General features: G+C 41.5%; 14 protein-coding genes and 3 pseudogenes. 5 read left to right on the forward strand and 12 right to left on the reverse strand.

Annotated features, from left to right (window positions below; all coding sequences use genetic code 11):
• Positions 1-12: 12 nt before the first annotated feature.
• The 4 genes and pseudogenes from NST01_RS19365 to NST01_RS09145 form a co-directional block, all read right to left on the reverse strand.
• Positions 13-114, reverse strand: a pseudogene (locus tag NST01_RS19365) (contact-dependent growth inhibition system immunity protein); the annotation flags it as partial.
• Between the two features lie 143 nt (positions 115-257).
• Entirely contained in the window at positions 258-731 is a 474-nt protein-coding gene (locus NST01_RS09135) for a GNAT family N-acetyltransferase (protein ID WP_017359536.1), read from the reverse strand.
• A 118-nt stretch (positions 732-849) separates the two neighbouring features.
• Positions 850-985, reverse strand: a pseudogene (locus NST01_RS09140) (DUF6262 family protein); the annotation flags it as partial.
• A gap of 35 nt (positions 986-1,020) precedes the next feature.
• Positions 1,021-1,491, reverse strand: a complete 471-nt coding sequence (locus NST01_RS09145; protein ID WP_074042006.1) for a MarR family winged helix-turn-helix transcriptional regulator — start codon at positions 1,489-1,491, stop codon at positions 1,021-1,023.
• A gap of 119 nt (positions 1,492-1,610) precedes the next feature.
• Here NST01_RS09145 and NST01_RS09150 point away from each other — a divergent pair.
• Positions 1,611-3,132 (forward strand): annotated as a pseudogene (locus tag NST01_RS09150) (MDR family MFS transporter); the annotation flags it as partial.
• Positions 3,133-3,175: 43 nt separating this feature from the next.
• Here NST01_RS09150 and NST01_RS09155 read toward each other — a convergent pair.
• The 5 genes from NST01_RS09155 to NST01_RS09175 all read right to left on the reverse strand — a co-directional run bounded on the left by NST01_RS09155 (position 3,176) and on the right by NST01_RS09175 (position 7,771).
• Entirely contained in the window at positions 3,176-4,045 is an 870-nt protein-coding gene (locus NST01_RS09155; RefSeq protein ID WP_073414085.1) for a class II fructose-bisphosphate aldolase, read from the reverse strand.
• A gap of 2 nt (positions 4,046-4,047) precedes the next feature.
• The gene (locus tag NST01_RS09160; RefSeq protein ID WP_025207448.1) at positions 4,048-4,506 is read right to left on the reverse strand and encodes a PTS sugar transporter subunit IIA; all 459 of its coding nucleotides are present in this window, start codon (positions 4,504-4,506) and stop codon (positions 4,048-4,050) included.
• Positions 4,507-4,521: 15 nt separating this feature from the next.
• A complete protein-coding gene (locus NST01_RS09165) occupies positions 4,522-5,937 on the reverse strand; it encodes a PTS fructose transporter subunit IIC (RefSeq protein ID WP_035704496.1) in 1,416 nt (471 codons plus the stop codon).
• 12 nt (positions 5,938-5,949) lie between these two features.
• Positions 5,950-6,864 carry a 1-phosphofructokinase gene (pfkB, locus tag NST01_RS09170; protein WP_056703182.1) on the reverse strand — a complete coding sequence of 305 codons (915 nt, stop codon included), beginning with the start codon at positions 6,862-6,864 and terminating at the stop codon, positions 5,950-5,952.
• Between the two features lie 130 nt (positions 6,865-6,994).
• A complete protein-coding gene (locus NST01_RS09175) occupies positions 6,995-7,771 on the reverse strand; it encodes a MurR/RpiR family transcriptional regulator (protein WP_007499235.1) in 777 nt (258 codons plus the stop codon).
• 160 nt (positions 7,772-7,931) lie between these two features.
• Here NST01_RS09175 and NST01_RS09180 point away from each other — a divergent pair, with 160 nt between their 5' ends.
• A complete protein-coding gene (locus NST01_RS09180; protein ID WP_241511930.1) occupies positions 7,932-9,338 on the forward strand; it encodes a phospholipase D-like domain-containing protein in 1,407 nt (468 codons plus the stop codon).
• A gap of 12 nt (positions 9,339-9,350) precedes the next feature.
• Here NST01_RS09180 and NST01_RS09185 read toward each other — a convergent pair whose 3' ends face one another.
• From NST01_RS09185 to NST01_RS09195, 3 genes are read right to left on the reverse strand one after another with little or no spacing between them, the layout of a single operon-like run.
• Positions 9,351-9,836, reverse strand: a complete 486-nt coding sequence (locus tag NST01_RS09185; RefSeq protein WP_046343697.1) for a DMT family transporter — start codon at positions 9,834-9,836, stop codon at positions 9,351-9,353.
• Between the two features lie 21 nt (positions 9,837-9,857).
• Entirely contained in the window at positions 9,858-10,544 is a 687-nt protein-coding gene (locus NST01_RS09190) for a Crp/Fnr family transcriptional regulator (protein ID WP_025207452.1), read from the reverse strand.
• 13 nt (positions 10,545-10,557) lie between these two features.
• Complete coding sequence (locus NST01_RS09195; protein ID WP_008343684.1) at positions 10,558-10,983, reverse strand: DMT family transporter; 426 nt, start codon at positions 10,981-10,983, stop codon at positions 10,558-10,560.
• Positions 10,984-11,195: 212 nt separating this feature from the next.
• Here NST01_RS09195 and NST01_RS09200 point away from each other — a divergent pair, with 212 nt between their 5' ends.
• The 3 genes from NST01_RS09200 to cysI all read left to right on the forward strand — a co-directional run bounded on the left by NST01_RS09200 (position 11,196) and on the right by cysI (position 16,400).
• The gene (locus NST01_RS09200; protein ID WP_008343682.1) at positions 11,196-12,623 is read left to right on the forward strand and encodes an aldehyde dehydrogenase family protein; all 1,428 of its coding nucleotides are present in this window, start codon (positions 11,196-11,198) and stop codon (positions 12,621-12,623) included.
• A 213-nt stretch (positions 12,624-12,836) separates the two neighbouring features.
• Positions 12,837-14,648, forward strand: coding sequence for an assimilatory sulfite reductase (NADPH) flavoprotein subunit (locus NST01_RS09205; protein WP_041092786.1), 1,812 nt, complete (start codon positions 12,837-12,839; stop codon positions 14,646-14,648).
• Between the two features lie 33 nt (positions 14,649-14,681).
• The gene (cysI, locus tag NST01_RS09210) at positions 14,682-16,400 is read left to right on the forward strand and encodes an assimilatory sulfite reductase (NADPH) hemoprotein subunit (protein ID WP_017359524.1); all 1,719 of its coding nucleotides are present in this window, start codon (positions 14,682-14,684) and stop codon (positions 16,398-16,400) included.
• The last annotated feature ends 15 nt before the right edge of the window (positions 16,401-16,415 follow it).

Below are 16,415 nucleotides of genomic sequence, written 5' to 3' on the forward strand. Positions count from 1 at the left end.
GTAACTTAGATGGATAAACTCATCTAACGCTTCCTCTGGCGAATCAATATCTTGATGAAATGTCCCACCTAAAAAATCTTCTAACTTCTTTAAATAACTGGACCTATCATTCATTGAATCACCTCTGCAATGTATTATATCTTTTCTACTATTGAAAAAAGTTAAATAAATAAAAGGGTATAACATATTTTATATGACGAATATGTTATACCCTTTCTTTTTAAACTAACGCACCTGTTAGCATAACAAAAAAATGATTATTTTATTTTTTTTAGCATTTTAAAATTAGCCAACTTAACCCCCTTTTTTTCCACAGTTTGTGAACAAACAATTTTGTAACCTAGATGTTCAAAAAATGGCTTAGCTGTAATACTTGCTTCGGTATCAATTTCTAAAAGCTTTAGTTTCTTTGCCTCAGATTCGAGCATATCAACTAAAGCTGTGGCTATACCTTGTCCTTGATAATCTTTATGAACGAATAGTCTATCTAAGTACCCGGTATGCGTTAAATCGCTAAAACCAACAACTTTACCATTCACTTTAGCAACAAATGTTATATTTTGACTCAATGATTCCTTCCAAGAATTCATTTTAGATTCTTTTTCATCTCTTGGTGCCCAAGCATCCAATTGTACTTGGGAATAATCTTTTGAATTTACGGAATGAACTGTTTCATAAAACAATGAAATAATCTCTTTTGTATCAGTTTCCTTAAACTTTATAATCTCCACTTTCTGTTATACCTCCCCTTTTTAGGATAAGCATCCTAATATACTTATCATTATTTCAGCAACTTCTTCTTGCGCTATACTGCTCCGTTAGTTGAAGGAGGGTGAACGTTGTTCTCTCTTATAAATTTTTATAGACATCTGCATATGCTACTTTCAGTTGCTCTCTTAATTGCCTATTTTCCTCTTCCAACTTTTTGTTTTTTTAGAGATGCAATGAGAGCATCTTTGTTGTTTTCGTTCATTTCTCGCTTTACTTATTTCGGTGTAGTTAACGCATCAGTGTGCTTTCTTACGATTTAGACTTAAGCAATTGCAGCTCTTGATCCATGATTTCAGCTGCTTCTGAAATAAATTGAATGATTAAATCCAATTCTTCTGGCTTGTATTCATTTGTGAGTTTTTTGGTGGATGCCGATAAAGATTGAAAGAGTTCCTTCACTTGTGATTTCCCAGCCGTTAATGGAACAATGATGACTCTTCGCTTGTCTTTTGGGTCCTTCTCCCTTTTGACGTAGCCTGCTTTTTCTAACCGGTCAATGAGAGCGGTTACCGCACCTGAGCTAAGACCGGTTTTTTCACTTAATTCACCTGCTGTGAGTGGTCCAAGTTCGTTTAACAAATCTGCTGATTTGAGATCTGTTGGGAAAAGGCCGAGCGATTGAGCGGCTGCTTGGTGAAATAGGACTGTTCGTGTAGCAAGGCGTCTCATCGTATGAATGATCTGGTCCGCTCGATCTTCTGCCTCGTTCTTTGTTGACAACTTGTTCTCCTCCCTTTAAAATCAATTTATCTTGATCATCAAGATAAATGTTCTCTTACTTTATAATTAACTTGATCATAGCAAAAAAGTGAAGAGAACGTAAGCAGGAGGTAAATGAAATGAATAACGTGGATCATAAAGGCAAGGCATCCACTCGCTTTGTTGTCATCGGTTTGCTGTTAGGGATTTTTATGGCAGCGATGGACAACACCATTGTCGCAACAGCAATGGGAAGCATCGTCGCCGATTTGGGCAGTTTTGATAAATTTGCTTGGGTGACTGCTTCTTATATGGTGGCAGTGATGGCCGGTATGCCGATTTATGGAAAGCTTTCAGATATGTATGGTCGAAAGCGTTTTTTTCTGTTTGGACTTATTTTCTTTTTAATTGGATCTGCGCTGTGCGGCATCGCACAAACGATGGATCAGCTTATTATTTACCGTGCGATTCAAGGACTTGGAGGCGGTGCTCTTCTTCCGATCGCTTTCACGATTATCTTTGATATCTTCCCGCCAGAAAAGCGCGGGAAAATGTCCGGTATGTTTGGTGCAGTTTTTGGTCTATCCAGTGTATTAGGACCGCTGTTAGGAGCAATTATTACGGATTCGATCGGCTGGCATTGGGTGTTTTATATTAACGTACCAATTGGTATCGTCAGTGTGTTCTTGATCGCCAAATTTTATCAAGAATCGCTCGAGCATCGTAAGCAGAAAATTGACTGGTCAGGTGCCATTACACTTGTCGTTGCGGTTGTCAGTTTAATGTTCGCCCTTGAGCTTGGCGGTAAATCGTATGCATGGGATTCTGTTCAAATCTTGACACTATTTGCTGTGTTTGTTGTCTTCGGCACCATCTTCTTCATTGTTGAACGGAAGGCAGAAGAACCGATTATTTCATTTTGGATGTTTAAAAATCGTCTGTTTGCGACATCTCAAATTTTGGCGTTTTTATATGGCGGGACGTTTATTATTCTAGCTGTCTTTATTCCTATCTTCGTCCAGGCAGTGTACGGTGAATCTGCAACAAGTGCTGGGTTTATTTTAACACCGATGATGATTGGGTCCGTGATTGGCAGTATGATTGGTGGAACGATGCAGACGAAAGTACCTTTTAGACGATTAATGACCATCTCTGTGATTTCATTTTTTGCTGGGATGCTGCTGCTTGCCAATATGTCGCCTGATACAGCAAGATTGTGGCTTACGCTCTTTATGATGATTTCAGGTTTTGGCGTTGGATTTAGCTTCTCCCTTCTGCCATCTGCTTCAATGAATGATCTCTCTCCGCGCTACCGCGGCAGTGCTAATTCTACCAATTCGTTCATGAGATCACTTGGGATGACTTTAGGCGTGACGATTTTTGGAACGATTCAAACCAATGTCCTGACAAATCGTTTAGCAGATGCTTTTAGCGGAATGAAAGGAGCTTCTTCTCAAGTTGGTGATCCACAAGCCATTTTCCAAGAGGGGGCACGCTCACAAATTCCGCCTGATATTTTAAATAAAGTGATTGATGCGATGTCACAAAGTATTACGTATGTATTTATGATTGCTTTATTCCCGATTGCACTTGCGGCGATTACGGTCGTATTTATGGGAAATGCACGAGTACGTACATCAAATGAAATGAAAGAAAGCGAATAATGTGAAAAAAGCAGAGCGATGCGGCTCTGCTTTTTTTCATCTTATTGATATAAAAGTTGGGCTTTTCCTTCACTGCCAACGATCTTTATTTTAGATGTGACCATGTCTTTGGCTGCTTGTTTTGCTTTTTGTAAATACATACGCGGATCTAAGCTTTCAGGTTCGTTTGAGAAATGATCACGAATCGCTTCAGAGTATGCATTTTTCAGTTCAGTGGACACATTGACCTTTGCCATACCGAGTGCAACACATCTTTTGACATCCTCATCTGGTACAGCTGAACCACCATGAAGGACAAGCGGCACATCGACAAGAGCTGCAATTTGTTCAATGCGCTCAAAGTCGATATCCGGCACCCCTTTATAGATGCCGTGGGCCGTGCCGATCGCAGGTGCTAAAGTAGGTACACCAGTTTCTTCTACAAATTGACGGCATTCTGATGGAATGGCTTTTTCAGCATCTTTTTCATCCACGACAATATCATCTTCTACCCCGCCTACCTTGCCTAACTCGGCTTCTACATTCACACCTACTTTTAAGGCAAGGTCAACCACTTCTTTTGTGCGGCGTACATTTTCTTCATATGAATGCATGGAAGCATCGATCATCACGGATGTATATCCTGCTCGTATACAAGTAAGAATCACATCAAAATCAGTGCAATGATCGAGATGAAGGCCGATTGGTATTTGGTATTGATCAGCTGCCGCCTTTACTGTATCTGCAATGGCTTTTGCGCCAAGCGATTGGACCGTGCCAACCGTTGTTTGCAAAATGACAGGTGATTTTAATTCAGCTGCCGTTTCAAGTACCCAGTAAATACTATCAAAGGAATGTACATTGAATGCGACAATTCCGTATTTTTCTTTTTTTGCTGCTTCAAGCATAGGTGTTGTGGAAAGTAAAGGCATGGTCAAACATCCTCTCTCGTCAAAATATCTGTTTTTAATACAGCGAGCATTTCTTCATTTGTTCTTGTTTCGAGCAGTTTTTGCCGTTTCATTTCATCCATTAATCCGCGTGAAAGAGCAGAAAGTGCTTGTAAGTGAGTGGTTCCTGCTTCACTTTTTGGAATGAGCAAGGATAAGAAGAAAAAGCAAGGCTTCCCATCAAAAGCGTCCCATTCGATTCCGGTTTCTGTACGGACGATGACGAGTGCCGGTTTTGTGATGGCGTCTGACTGTGTATGCGGAATGGCAAATCCATCTTGAAAGCCGGTTGTACTCAGAGCTTCTCTTTCAGCTAGTCCTTTTTTGACTGCCTCAGGAGATGTAGAAATACCTGCTTCAGCGGCAATGTCAGCTATGGCTGCGAAAACGCCAGCCTGTGAAGAAGCTGTTTCATGTAGATTCATATAAATATGTTCCATCATTTCTCTTCCTCCCTATTAAACTGCGGGTTTGTCTATTTTCTTGCGGTAAAGTCCGTATAGAATCGCACCTACAAGTGAGCCGATGAGTATGGAAAGCACCCACTGAAATGCGCCTGTGACGACTGGAAGGACAAGGAATCCACCATGCGGAGCAGGAACCTGTACGCCAAAGAGATACGTCAATATAGCAGAGATGGCGGAACCAAACATGATAATTGGCAGGACAACGACTGGGTTTTTTGCTGCAAATGGAATGGCTCCTTCGGTAATATGAGTCGCTCCGAGAATATAGTTGATCATCCCAGCATTTCGTTCTTGTGGTGTAAAATGTTTTCGGAAAATCGTTGTGGCAATCGCAATGATAAGCGGTGGTGTGATACATGCTGCTGACACCCCTGCCATGAAGTAAAGGTTACCTTCTGCGAGTAAAGCCGTTCCTGTGACATAGGCTGCTTTGTTAAAAGGTCCTCCCATATCAAATCCACACATGGCTCCAACAATTAAACCTAAAAGCAATGGATTTGTGGATTGAACTGATGAGAGAAAATCCATTAATGAATGATTTAGCCCTGTGATTGGAACTAATAGCGGGGTCATGACAGCCCCAATTAAGAAAATACCGATAACAGGATAGATGAAAATTGATTTTAATCCGTCAAGTGATGCTGGTAATTTTTGAAGCAGGAATTGAAGAAGTACGATGATATACCCTGCTGCAAAACCTGCGATAATACCACCTAAGAATCCAGCGCCTCCATCGTTTGCAAGCAAGCCACCGATAAATCCGACAACCATCCCTGGGCGTTTCGCGATTGAATCAGCGATAAATGCTGCTAAAATAGGCACCATTAAGCTAAAGCCGAGTCCGCCAATGTTTTTCAAGTAGGCAGCAAACGGATGATACGTTTCATGCTGAGGATCAGCTGAGTAAATACCGAATAGAAAAGATAAAGCAATTAAGACCCCGCCCCCAACAACAAATGGAAGCATGTGTGATACACCGTTCATTAAATGCTTATAGATGGTGTGTATCCACTTATTCGCTGACTTTTGTTGAGCTAATGAAGGCGCAGATGGTTTTTCTGTTCCAGAAGCTCTTCCTTTCACTTGATGAACGGGGGCTTCTCCATTGATAATGCCTTGAATCAGTTCATTTGGTGTGCGGATACCCTTTGCTACAGGCACTTCAATGAGTGGTTTGCCGTGAAAACGATCTGTATTCACATCTTTGTCCGCTGCAACAATAACGCCATCTGCTTCCAAAATGTCTTGATCCGTTAAAGCGTTTTCAATTCCTACTTGACCATGCGTTTCAACTTTGATGTCGACCCCTAATTGCTCAGCTGCGATTTTTAATGCCTCAGCTGCCATAAATGTGTGTGCAATGCCTGTTGGACAGCCAGTGGCAGCGACAATTTTCTTACGGCTCATGTGAACTCCCCCTTATATGTTCTGAATGTGTATTTGCTCAATTAATGAATCAATGTCATGTAAATCACTTAACCCTTTTGAAAAGGCGGTAGATGCCCCTGTTGCAATGCCGTAGCGTAAGCATTCTTCCGAAGGTTGTCCTTCCAGCTGTTTACTTAGGAATGCAGCGAGCATGGCATCACCAGAACAAGCCGTATTTACGACCGTTCCTATTGGTGCATTTCCTTTTAATACGGCTTCATTTGTAAGGAATAGTGCTCCTTCCCCTCCTCGGGAAATGAGTACTTGCTCTGCACCCATCTCGATCAGCTTTCGCCCTGATTCAACGAGTTCTGTTTCTGATAAACGGTGGGTTTTTCCAAAAAATGCGGCCATCTCTTCTTCATTTGGTTTTAGTAAATATGGTTTGTATTGAAGTGTTTCTAAAACCGCTTTAGAGCTTGTGTCTAAAATAAATTTCACGTTGTTTTGATGACAAATAGCGGCTATCTCTGAGAAAATGCTAGCAGGAACGCCTTTAGGCAGACTGCCTGACATAATGAAGATGCTGCCTTTTGGAATGGTCGGGATTTTTTCGCGAAAGGCATTAAGCGCTTTTGCCTCAATAGCAGGTCCTTGATTCACAAGCTTGTATTCTTCTGTTGTGTTAATAAATACATTAATGCGTGTAATCCCATCCACTGGGATAAAATCGGTTTGAATGGAAAGATCTTTTAACGATTGTTCAATATATGAACCTGAAAACCCAGCAATAAATCCTAATGCAGTGCTGGTGAAGCCATATTTCTTTAGCATAATGGAGACATTAACACCTTTTCCATTCGGCTGATAATCTTCATCTTCCGTACGGTTGACTGTATCTGCCCGCATTTCTTTTAATGCAATATATAGGTCAATAGCAGGATTTAAGGTGCAGGTATAAATCAATTGGTTTCACCTTCTTTCTTTTCTCTAAAGAAAGTATCTCATACGATTCAGTGAAAATGTTTTCAGATTGTGTAAAGGTTTTCACGGTAAAAAGCCTCCCATCATAAAGTGTGGAAGGCTTTTTGAGTGTTTATTTCATCCGAATCACATAGGCGTCTAGTAAAATGCGGGCAATGACATGAAGGGACAGGCGGGACCTGACTTCGTAATCTGGGAAGAATGATTGTTCCCCTTTATATCCGACGAGTGTCATATCTGATATTTTACTTAATGTAGAATCAATTCTAGTTGTGACCGTAATGGTCGTGACTTGCTTCATACTGAGGTTTTGGCAGGCTTCTACTAGTTCCGAGGTTTCTCCATTTAATGAAACAAAGATGGCAAGTTCGTTTTTATCAATGTCACGCGATTTGAGCCGAATGATATTCGGGTCGTCATGAACTTCACATGTTTTTCCGATGAGCTGCAATTTGATGGTCATCTCTTTGGCGATCATCTCTGAGAAGCCTCTGCCAAAAATATAAATTTTGTCCGCATCGTGGATTTTTTGAACTGCATCCTCAATTTGCCCAATACTTTGCAGTTGAATCGTCTTTAAGACCTCTTCTTCATTTTTTCGAATGGCTAGTTTGATGTCTTCGTCAATATTTTTTAGTTGATCACTATCATCTGTCATTTTCTTTTCTTGTTTCAATCGATATTTAAAGGATGTATAGCCATTGTATCCGATTTTCTTCATCAGTCTGACAATGGTCGCTGTCGACACGTTGGCTCTTTCACTTAATGTGACGATGGATAAGGTGGAGATATCCTCTAAATGCTGGTGAATATAATGCAGTAAATAACGTTCTGTTTCACTTAACGTTTGATACACATCACTTGGTATATTAAATAATGGTTCATTCAATGCGATTCCCCCTTACTCATTTCATACTATAATTAAATGCCCTATGAAAACAAGGTGATTCTTTTATCCTGTATTTTTCATTAGAAAGCTGAATGAGTGAAATTTTGTTTTTAACATAAGCTAAGAAAAAGAACGGTTTGTGTGAAAGGAGTTGATCACTGTGCTGCAATTCTTGTTTTTTCTGATCCTTTTATATGTGGTGTATGTATTTTTGACCGCATTTGTCTTGTTTTATTTACCGTTTCAAAAAACTTGTAAAGAACATTGCATCTATAAAGCTTCTTCCATCTCAGGAGACGACCAAGGCATAAATCAAGTCATGCTGCTTGATGACGGGTTTGAATCGGGTCAAGTGAGAGTTCAAATGATTCGAGAGGCTAAAAAGAACATTCGTTTGAGTTATTATTCCATTCAAAAAGGAAAAACCGCCGAATGGGTGCTTGGTGCTTTAATGGAAGCGGCTGATCGAGGAGTAAAAGTTCAGCTGTTGTTAGATGGCATTTGCCATAGCCTGCGTGGACCGCTGAAGCATTTGCGTTATGCTGTGGCGAATCACCCGAATATGGCCATTCGTTTTTATGAGCCTTTTCGTTTGTTCAAGCCATGGACGTGGCATAACCGCCTTCACGATAAGCTTCTTTTGGCAGATGGCAGGGTCGCTGTCATGGGCGGCAGAAATATTGGTGATAAATACTTTGCAGATCAGCCGCCGAAAGACTTTGCGTATGACCGAGATGTGCTGCTGTACAACGCCAAAAAAGGAAAAGTATTAGATGAAATGGAGCAGTATTTCGTTTATTTGTGGAATCATGATTTTACGAAAAGAACAAAAGATGTATTTTCCAAGGCAAAAGCGAAAAAAGGAAAAAAGCTAAGAAAACAGCTACTTCGATCTTATCAGGAAGCCATTCGTACAAAAGAACCCTTTGTCACGTCCACATATGATTGGGCAAAAGACGCCATTCGTGCAAAGCAGATTGCATTTTTCACAAATCCAGTGGAACGCTTAAATAAACGTCCGCTCGTCTTGAAAAAGTTAAACGATCTCGCACAGCGGTCAAAGCGTTCGGTTCTGATCCAGACGCCTTATGTCATACCGACACGGCCAATGAAAGACGGACTCACGCCATTACCAAATGATATTCAAACGACGATCGTGACGAATTCTCTTACAGCGACACCAAACCCTTTAGCATTTGCAGGATATTTAAGCACGAAAAAGGAACTCATGAAAACGGGTGTTCATTTGTATGAATATCAAGGTCCGTATTCAATTCACGCGAAATCAATGGTCATTGATGATAACTTAAGTATTATTGGAACATATAATCTAGATGCAAGATCCAGCTTTTTAAATACTGAATCGATTTTGGTGATTGATAGTGCACCATTTGCGTTATCTCTTACGGAAGCAATCGAACGAAAAATCGCTTATAGTGTTCTCGTAGCGAAAGATCGAACAGAATATAAAGCAAGCGACTATGGACAGAAAAAAAAGCCTTTCATGAAAAGGCTCCTTTTAACTGGTTTATCTACCATAACGGTTTTATGGCGGCGGTTGATTTAAATAAAAGGGCAGCTACTTTTGTGGCAGCCCTTTTTCTTTTGACTGCTCCTCTTCTACTGGTTCAAGCTTGGTTAACTTAAATACGAGGATTCCTGCCACAATGACAAGTACACCTAATAATTTTGTAAAAGAAAATGTTACTTTTTCTAACCCAAGCCAGCCAAGCGAATCAAATAGAAGCGCACAACCTAGCTGGGAGGTGAGAACAATCGAGATTCCATAAGTGGGACCGAGACGTTTGATGCTCTGAACAAGACAGATGACAACGCCTACCCCGATGGCTCCGCTTATCCAGTACCAGGCTTCCATATGCCTTAATTGAAACATGCCGGTTCCTTCTAACAAAAGACCCATCAAAAGTGAAGCGATAAAGCCCATTCCTAGAACTAGCGTCGTTGTTGACCAAGAGCCTGTATGCTCATTGACTTTACTATTAAAAATGGTTTGTAAGCTGACAAGTGCCCCAGCAGTGACAGCTAATATTATTCCTATGATCATATATAAGTCCCTTCGTTTCTTCTATTCATAAATGTTGTGTTCTGCTATTTCTAAAAGCCCTTTTTGATCACAAATCGTAATCTTTCCTCTTCGCCTTTCAATCAGCCCTTTTTCTTGGAACTGCTGAATGACCCGATTAATATGGCGGTAGCTTGTTCCAATTAAGCTCGCTGCATCCGTGAGGCGAAGCGTGCGTGCGTGCGCGTCATCATCACCTGTTAAAACAGACAATAAATAGCTTGCAAGCCTGACCTCTACAGGGTATAAAAGGTGGAAGCTTAAATCATTTGATTTTGTATAAAATTTGTTGGTGATGCCCTTGAGCAAAAAGGCTAAAACTCGTGGATCGTCCTTTGCATGCCGCATGAGGGCTTGATGAGAAATCCTCAGCATATGTACTTCTGTAACGGCTTCAACTGTATTGACCATATCTGTCTGCTGAACGTATTCAATATCTCCAATTGCTTCAAGTGGGTTTTTAAAGCAAAGAATAAATGTTTTTCCTTCCTTTGTGGTGGTGAAAATCTTTAATTTTCCTTTCACCAGCAAGTACATATACTCCCTTTTATCCCCTTTTGAACAAATCAGCTCACCTTGCTGATAACGCCACAAGCTCACATGTGAGATGAGTTTTTGATGAAAGACATTCTGTAACTGATGCATCTTCATATAAGAGGAAAAAAGAGATTCATCATGCAGCTCCTCCATCTGATGCCCTCCTTTATAGTTTTAAGATGATGACGCCTGCAATCATTAAAAAGATGCCTGCATAATGGGGCCATTTCATTTTTTTCTTCTGAACACCAAACCATCCTTTTGCATCGATGGCAAAGGTAAACGCAAGCTGTGCGATAAGTAAAGCAGCGATGGTGAGTGTCACACCAATGATTTGAATGGCAGTGACCTCATTAAAGATAATAATGGCTGCAAATGCACCTCCAATTAAATAAAGAGGCTGCACTTTTTTGTATTCCTTAAAGTGGCCATCCCGTACGATGAGTAAAATGACGAGAGAGATGATAAACCCTGTCAACTGCGTGATCGTTGCCGCCTGCCACGTCCCGATATCTTGACTAATTCTGGCGTTGGCTACGCCTTGCAGTGTAATACAAGCGCCTCCTAATAATGCGAAAATAACACCTTTCATTCGTTCAAAAGCTCCTTCTTTTTTCAGTCTAGTTCCATTAAATGATAGATGCCCTCATGTTGAAAAGGACATATGTCCCACTTTGCGTATTATATCAGAAACTTTTTCTCATGCAGTTTCTCTGTTTTAGATTTTTCACAGTGGGTACAGTTTTATATCAGCTGAAAACAGAATATTGGATTGAATCACATATAAAAAGGAGACATGTCAGAATGAGAAATCAAGAGAAACACTTTATTAATGGAGAATGGGTCGCATCAACAGGAAACGAAACGACGGAGGTCATTAACCCTGCGACAGAGGAAGTCATTGGCACCATTAGTTTAGGAACGAAAGAAGATTTAGATAAGGCAGTCAAAGCAGCCCGAGCCGCCTTCCCTTCTTTCTCAAAAACATCTCGAAATGAACGAGTAGAAATGCTGGAAAACATTGTGCGCGGGTACGAAAAACGCAAGGATGAACTTGTAGAAGTGATGACAAAAGAGCTTGGTGCACCGCTGAAAGTGTCCGAAGAAGTTCATTACAAAATGGGTTATGAACATTTTTCTAAAGCAGCGGAAGCACTGAAATCTTATACATTTACCGAAGATCGTGGTGGACATACGATTATAAAAGAGGCGATTGGTGTCAGTGGATTGATTACACCGTGGAACTTCCCGACGAATCAGACATCTCTTAAAATTGCGGGTGCCATTGCGGCAGGTTCACCAGTTGTCTTAAAGCCAGCGGAAATTACCCCTTTTGCTGCGATGATTCTTGCAGAAATTATTGATGAAGCAGGTGTACCGAAAGGAGTCTTCAACTTAGTAAACGGAACGGGTGACGTGATTGGTGACGGCATTAGCTCACATCCTGATATTGACTTCGTTTCATTTACAGGATCAGGTGCCGTCGGCTCTAAAATTATGGAAAACGCAGCGGACAATGTGAAGAAAGTAGCACTTGAGCTTGGCGGAAAATCCCCTCTTATCGTCTTAGACGATGCAGATGTGGACGAAGCAGCAGAAACAGCCATTCATCATATTGCAATGAATACAGGTCAAGTGTGTTCTGCAGCTACACGTGTGCTGATTCCAGAATCAATGAAAGACAAGTTTGAAAAAGCGCTGCTGAACGCCCTGCCGAAGTTTACAGTTGGTGATCCAAGAGAAGATCACGCTACTGGCCCGCTTGTTTCTAAAAAGCAGTGGGATACGGTGCAATCTTATATTGAAAAAGGAATCGAAGAAGGTGCTACCCTTCTTGCTGGGGGAACTGGAAAGCCAGACGGAATCGATAAAGGATATTTCGCCAAGCATACCATTTTCACCAATGTGAAAAATGATATGACCATTGCGCAAGAAGAAATCTTTGGGCCAGTCATGAGTGTGATCACGTATCAAGACCTCGATCATGCCCTTGAGATCGCCAACGATACAGTGTATGGTCTTGCCGGGTATGTTGTTGGTCAAGATGAAAAAACATTAAAATATGTCGCTGAACATATTCGTGCTGGTCAAATCACCATTAACAATGCTGAAACAGATTACTTTGCCCCATTTGGCGGTTTTAAGCAGTCTGGTATCGGAAGAGAATGGGGAGACTTCGGTATCGAAGAATATTTAGAAGTGAAAGCTGTGATGGGACTTCCAACGGCGTAAGGCAGGCGAAAAAGAGGAAAACGGTGATCCGTTTTCCTTTTTTTGTGCCCTCTCCCCTATTCATCCGTGTTTTGTCATTAGAAATCTTAATCATGACAATCAATATTATATATTTTACTTAATGGCAAACTTTCGGTAAAGTTCAAATTGAACCTATATATATAATTCCTATCGAATTAATCTATGTTTATATTCCTTGTGAGGTGGATATTGTTGCAACTTCATGTATTGAACAGTCCGTTTAGCCAGGAGCAGGCAGAGTTACTCAATCAGCTGCTTCCGACTTTAACAGAACAGCAAAAAATTTGGCTTACTGGTTATTTATCAGCACAGGCAACCCTTGCCGGCTCAGAAGTTGTCGCTCCGGCGCCTTCTGCCGCAGCAGCTGTACAGCCTGTGAGCAAAGATGTGACCGTGCTTTATGGGTCGCAAACAGGCAATTCCGAAGGGCTAGCAAAAAAGACAGCCCAGCATCTTGAAGACAAAGGCTTTCAAGTGACGCTCTCTTCTATGTCCGATTTTAAACCGAATAATCTGAAAAAAATAAACAATTTACTAGTCATTGTCAGCACACATGGCGAAGGAGATCCGCCGGATAATGCCCTTTCGTTCCATGAATATGTTCACGGCAGACGTGCGCCAAAGCTCGATCATTTAAGCTTTTCTGTCCTTTCATTAGGTGACAGCTCATACGAATTCTTCTGTCAGACAGGAAAAGAATTTGACGAACGCTTCAAAGAGCTTGGCGGCACACGTCTTTTTGACCGAGTGGACTGCGACCTTGATTATGATGAGCCGTTTTCAGAATGGCTACAAGGTGTTGCCTCCTCTTTGAGTGAAGGTGAAGCTGTATCAATTCCGCAAGAATCAGCGGGAGTCAACAATCAAGCCGTTTCTGAATATTCAAGAACGAATCCTTTTTATGCTGAAGTTCTTGAAAATATCAACCTAAATGGGCGTGGATCTAATAAAGAAACACGTCACTTAGAGCTTTCTCTTGAAGGATCAGGCCTCGTGTATGAGCCAGGTGACAGCCTTGGCATTTACCCGACAAATAATCCTGCACTTGTCGATGAACTGATTCAAACATGCGGATGGAATGCAGAAGAATCCGTCACCGTTCATAAAAACGGAGACACTCTCCCTTTAAAAGAAGCACTCACCTCGCATTTTGAGATTACGGTTTTAACAAAACCACTTCTTCAAAAGATCGCTGCACTGACAAAAAGCGAATCCTTGCATGCCCTTTTAGAAGAAGGAAACGAAGAAAAACTGAAAGAATATATCGCAGGCCGGGACCTAGTAGATGCGGCTCGTGATTTCGGTCCTTTTGAAGGAACCGCCGCAGAATTCACGTCCATTTTAAGAAAAATCCCTGCACGCCTTTATTCCATTGCAAGCAGTCTCAAAGCAAATGACGAAGAGGTTCATTTGACGATAGGGGCTGTCAGATATGATGCGCACGGCAGAGAACGCCAAGGTGTCTGTTCGATTTTATGTGCAGAGCGCCTGCAGCCAGGTGATACGTTACCTGTTTATATTCAGCACAACCAAAACTTTAAGCTTCCTCAAGATCCAGATACACCGATCATTATGGTAGGACCAGGCACAGGCATCGCCCCTTTCCGTTCATTTATGCAGGAGCGTGAGGAAATGGGTGCAAACGGAAAGTCATGGTTATTCTTCGGTGATCAGCATTTTGTGACGGATTTCTTATACCAAACGGAATGGCAAAAGTGGTTAAAGGATGGCGTCTTAACGAAAATGGACGTGGCTTTTTCAAGAGATACTGAGGAAAAAGTATATGTCCAGCACCAAATGAAGAAACAAAGCAAAGAATTATTTGAATGGCTTGAGCAAGGTGCTTACGTGTATATTTGCGGAGATGAAAAGCATATGGCGCATGATGTTCACAATACCCTTCTATCCATCATTCAAGAAGAAGGTGCGATGAGCAAAGAAAAAGCAGAAAGCTATCTTGCCAACTTACAGCAACAAAAACGCTATCAGCGTGACGTTTATTGATTTGATGCTTGAAAGAAAGGAGCTTTTACTTACATGGTGAAGACAGCATTAACAGCGCCGGATGGACCTCCGAGCGACGTAGAGGAAATCAAAGAAAAAAGTGATTATTTACGGGGTACGTTAAAAGAAGTGATGCTTGATCCGATTTCAGCGGGAATTCCGGATGATGACAACCGTCTGATGAAGCATCACGGCAGCTACTTACAAGATGATCGTGATCTGAGAAATGAACGACAAAAACAAAAGCTTGAGCCTGCCTATCAATTTATGCTGCGTGTCCGTCTGCCTGGCGGAATCGCCACATCTAAGCAGTGGCTTGTGATGGATGAGCTTGCTCACAAATACGGAAACGGTACGTTAAAGCTGACTACTCGTGAAACCTTTCAGCTTCACGGTATTTTAAAATGGAACATGAAAAAGACCATTCAAGACATTCATTCTACTATGCTTGATACGATCGCAGCTTGCGGCGACGTAAACCGGAATGTCATGTGTACTTCAAACCCCTATCAATCAGAAGTGCACCATGATGTATACGAGCTGGCGAAAAAATTAAGTGATGACCTGCTCCCGCAAACAAGAGCTTATCACGAAATTTGGCTTGATGAGGAAAAGGTTGCGGCAACGCCAGATAAGGAAGTTGAACCGATGTATGGTCCGCTTTATTTGCCAAGGAAATTCAAAATTGGCGTGGCCGTCCCTCCTGCTAATGACATTGATGTCTTTTCGCAGGATCTAGGCTTTATTGCCATTATCGAAAACGATCAACTGGTCGGCTTTAATGTCGCAATTGGCGGCGGAATGGGTATGACGCATGGTGATACAGCGACTTATCCGCAGCTTGCAAAGGTCATCGGCTTTTGTACACCTGAACAAGTCGTAGAAATTGCCAAACAAGTCATCACCATTCAACGTGACTACGGAAACCGTTCCGTGCGAAAAAATGCCCGCTTTAAATATACGGTGGACCGCCTTGGTCTTGAGAATGTAAAAGAAGAACTTGAGCGCCGTCTTGGGTTTACTCTTTTAGAGGCAAAGGACTATCACTTTGATCATAACGGTGACCGTTATGGCTGGGTAAAAGGCATTAATGGCAGATGGCATTATACGATGTTTGTAGAAGGCGGACGCATCACAGATTATAATGATTATCCGCTGATGACAGGCATCCGCGAAATCGCCAAAGTTCATACAGGTGACTTCCGTCTAACCGCCAATCAGAATTTAATCATTGGGAATGTGACAACTCATAAAAAGAAACAAATCGAACAGCTCATTCAGAAGTTTGGTTTATCAGACGGCCAGCAGCATTCCGCCCTGCGCCGCAGCTCAATGGCTTGTGTATCTTTGCCAACTTGCGGTTTAGCGATGGCTGAAGCAGAGCGCTACCTTCCACGATTGATTGATAAAATCGAAGACATCGTTGAAGAAAACGGATTAAGTGATAAAGAAATCACCATTCGAATGACTGGTTGTCCAAATGGTTGTGCTCGTCATGCGCTTGGAGAGATTGGATTTATCGGAAAATCACCTGGTAAGTATAATATGTATCTTGGTGCCGCATTTGATGGCAGCAGATTAAGTAAATTATACCGTGAAAATGTGGGTGAGGAAGACATTCTAAAAGAACTTGGCTCTATTCTCCCCCGCTACGCAAAAGAACGAGAAGAACATGAACATTTCGGCGATTTTGTCATTCGTGCAGGGATTGTGAAAGAGACAACAGATGGAACGAATTTTCATGTGCAATAAAAAGAGACAGGAATT

This window comes from Bacillus sp. FSL R7-0166, assembly GCF_038008935.1.
GTDB classification, from domain to species: domain Bacteria; phylum Bacillota; class Bacilli; order Bacillales; family Bacillaceae; genus Bacillus; species Bacillus altitudinis.

Excerpts from the sequence above, each read along its gene's own strand:
- NST01_RS09155 (WP_073414085.1), bottom strand. The coding sequence starts at position 4,045 with ATGCCTTTACTTTCCACAACACCTATGCTTGAAGCAGCAAAAAAAGAA.
- NST01_RS09160 (WP_025207448.1), bottom strand. The coding sequence starts at position 4,506 with ATGATGGAACATATTTATATGAATCTACATGAAACAGCTTCTTCACAG.
- NST01_RS09165 (WP_035704496.1), bottom strand. The coding sequence starts at position 5,937 with ATGAGCCGTAAGAAAATTGTCGCTGCCACTGGCTGTCCAACAGGCATT.
- NST01_RS09185 (WP_046343697.1), bottom strand. The coding sequence starts at position 9,836 with ATGATCATAGGAATAATATTAGCTGTCACTGCTGGGGCACTTGTCAGC.
- NST01_RS09190 (WP_025207452.1), bottom strand. The coding sequence starts at position 10,544 with ATGGAGGAGCTGCATGATGAATCTCTTTTTTCCTCTTATATGAAGATG.
- NST01_RS09195 (WP_008343684.1), bottom strand. The coding sequence starts at position 10,983 with ATGAAAGGTGTTATTTTCGCATTATTAGGAGGCGCTTGTATTACACTG.
- NST01_RS09200 (WP_008343682.1), top strand. The coding sequence starts at position 11,196 with ATGAGAAATCAAGAGAAACACTTTATTAATGGAGAATGGGTCGCATCA.
- cysI (WP_017359524.1), top strand. The coding sequence starts at position 14,682 with ATGGTGAAGACAGCATTAACAGCGCCGGATGGACCTCCGAGCGACGTA.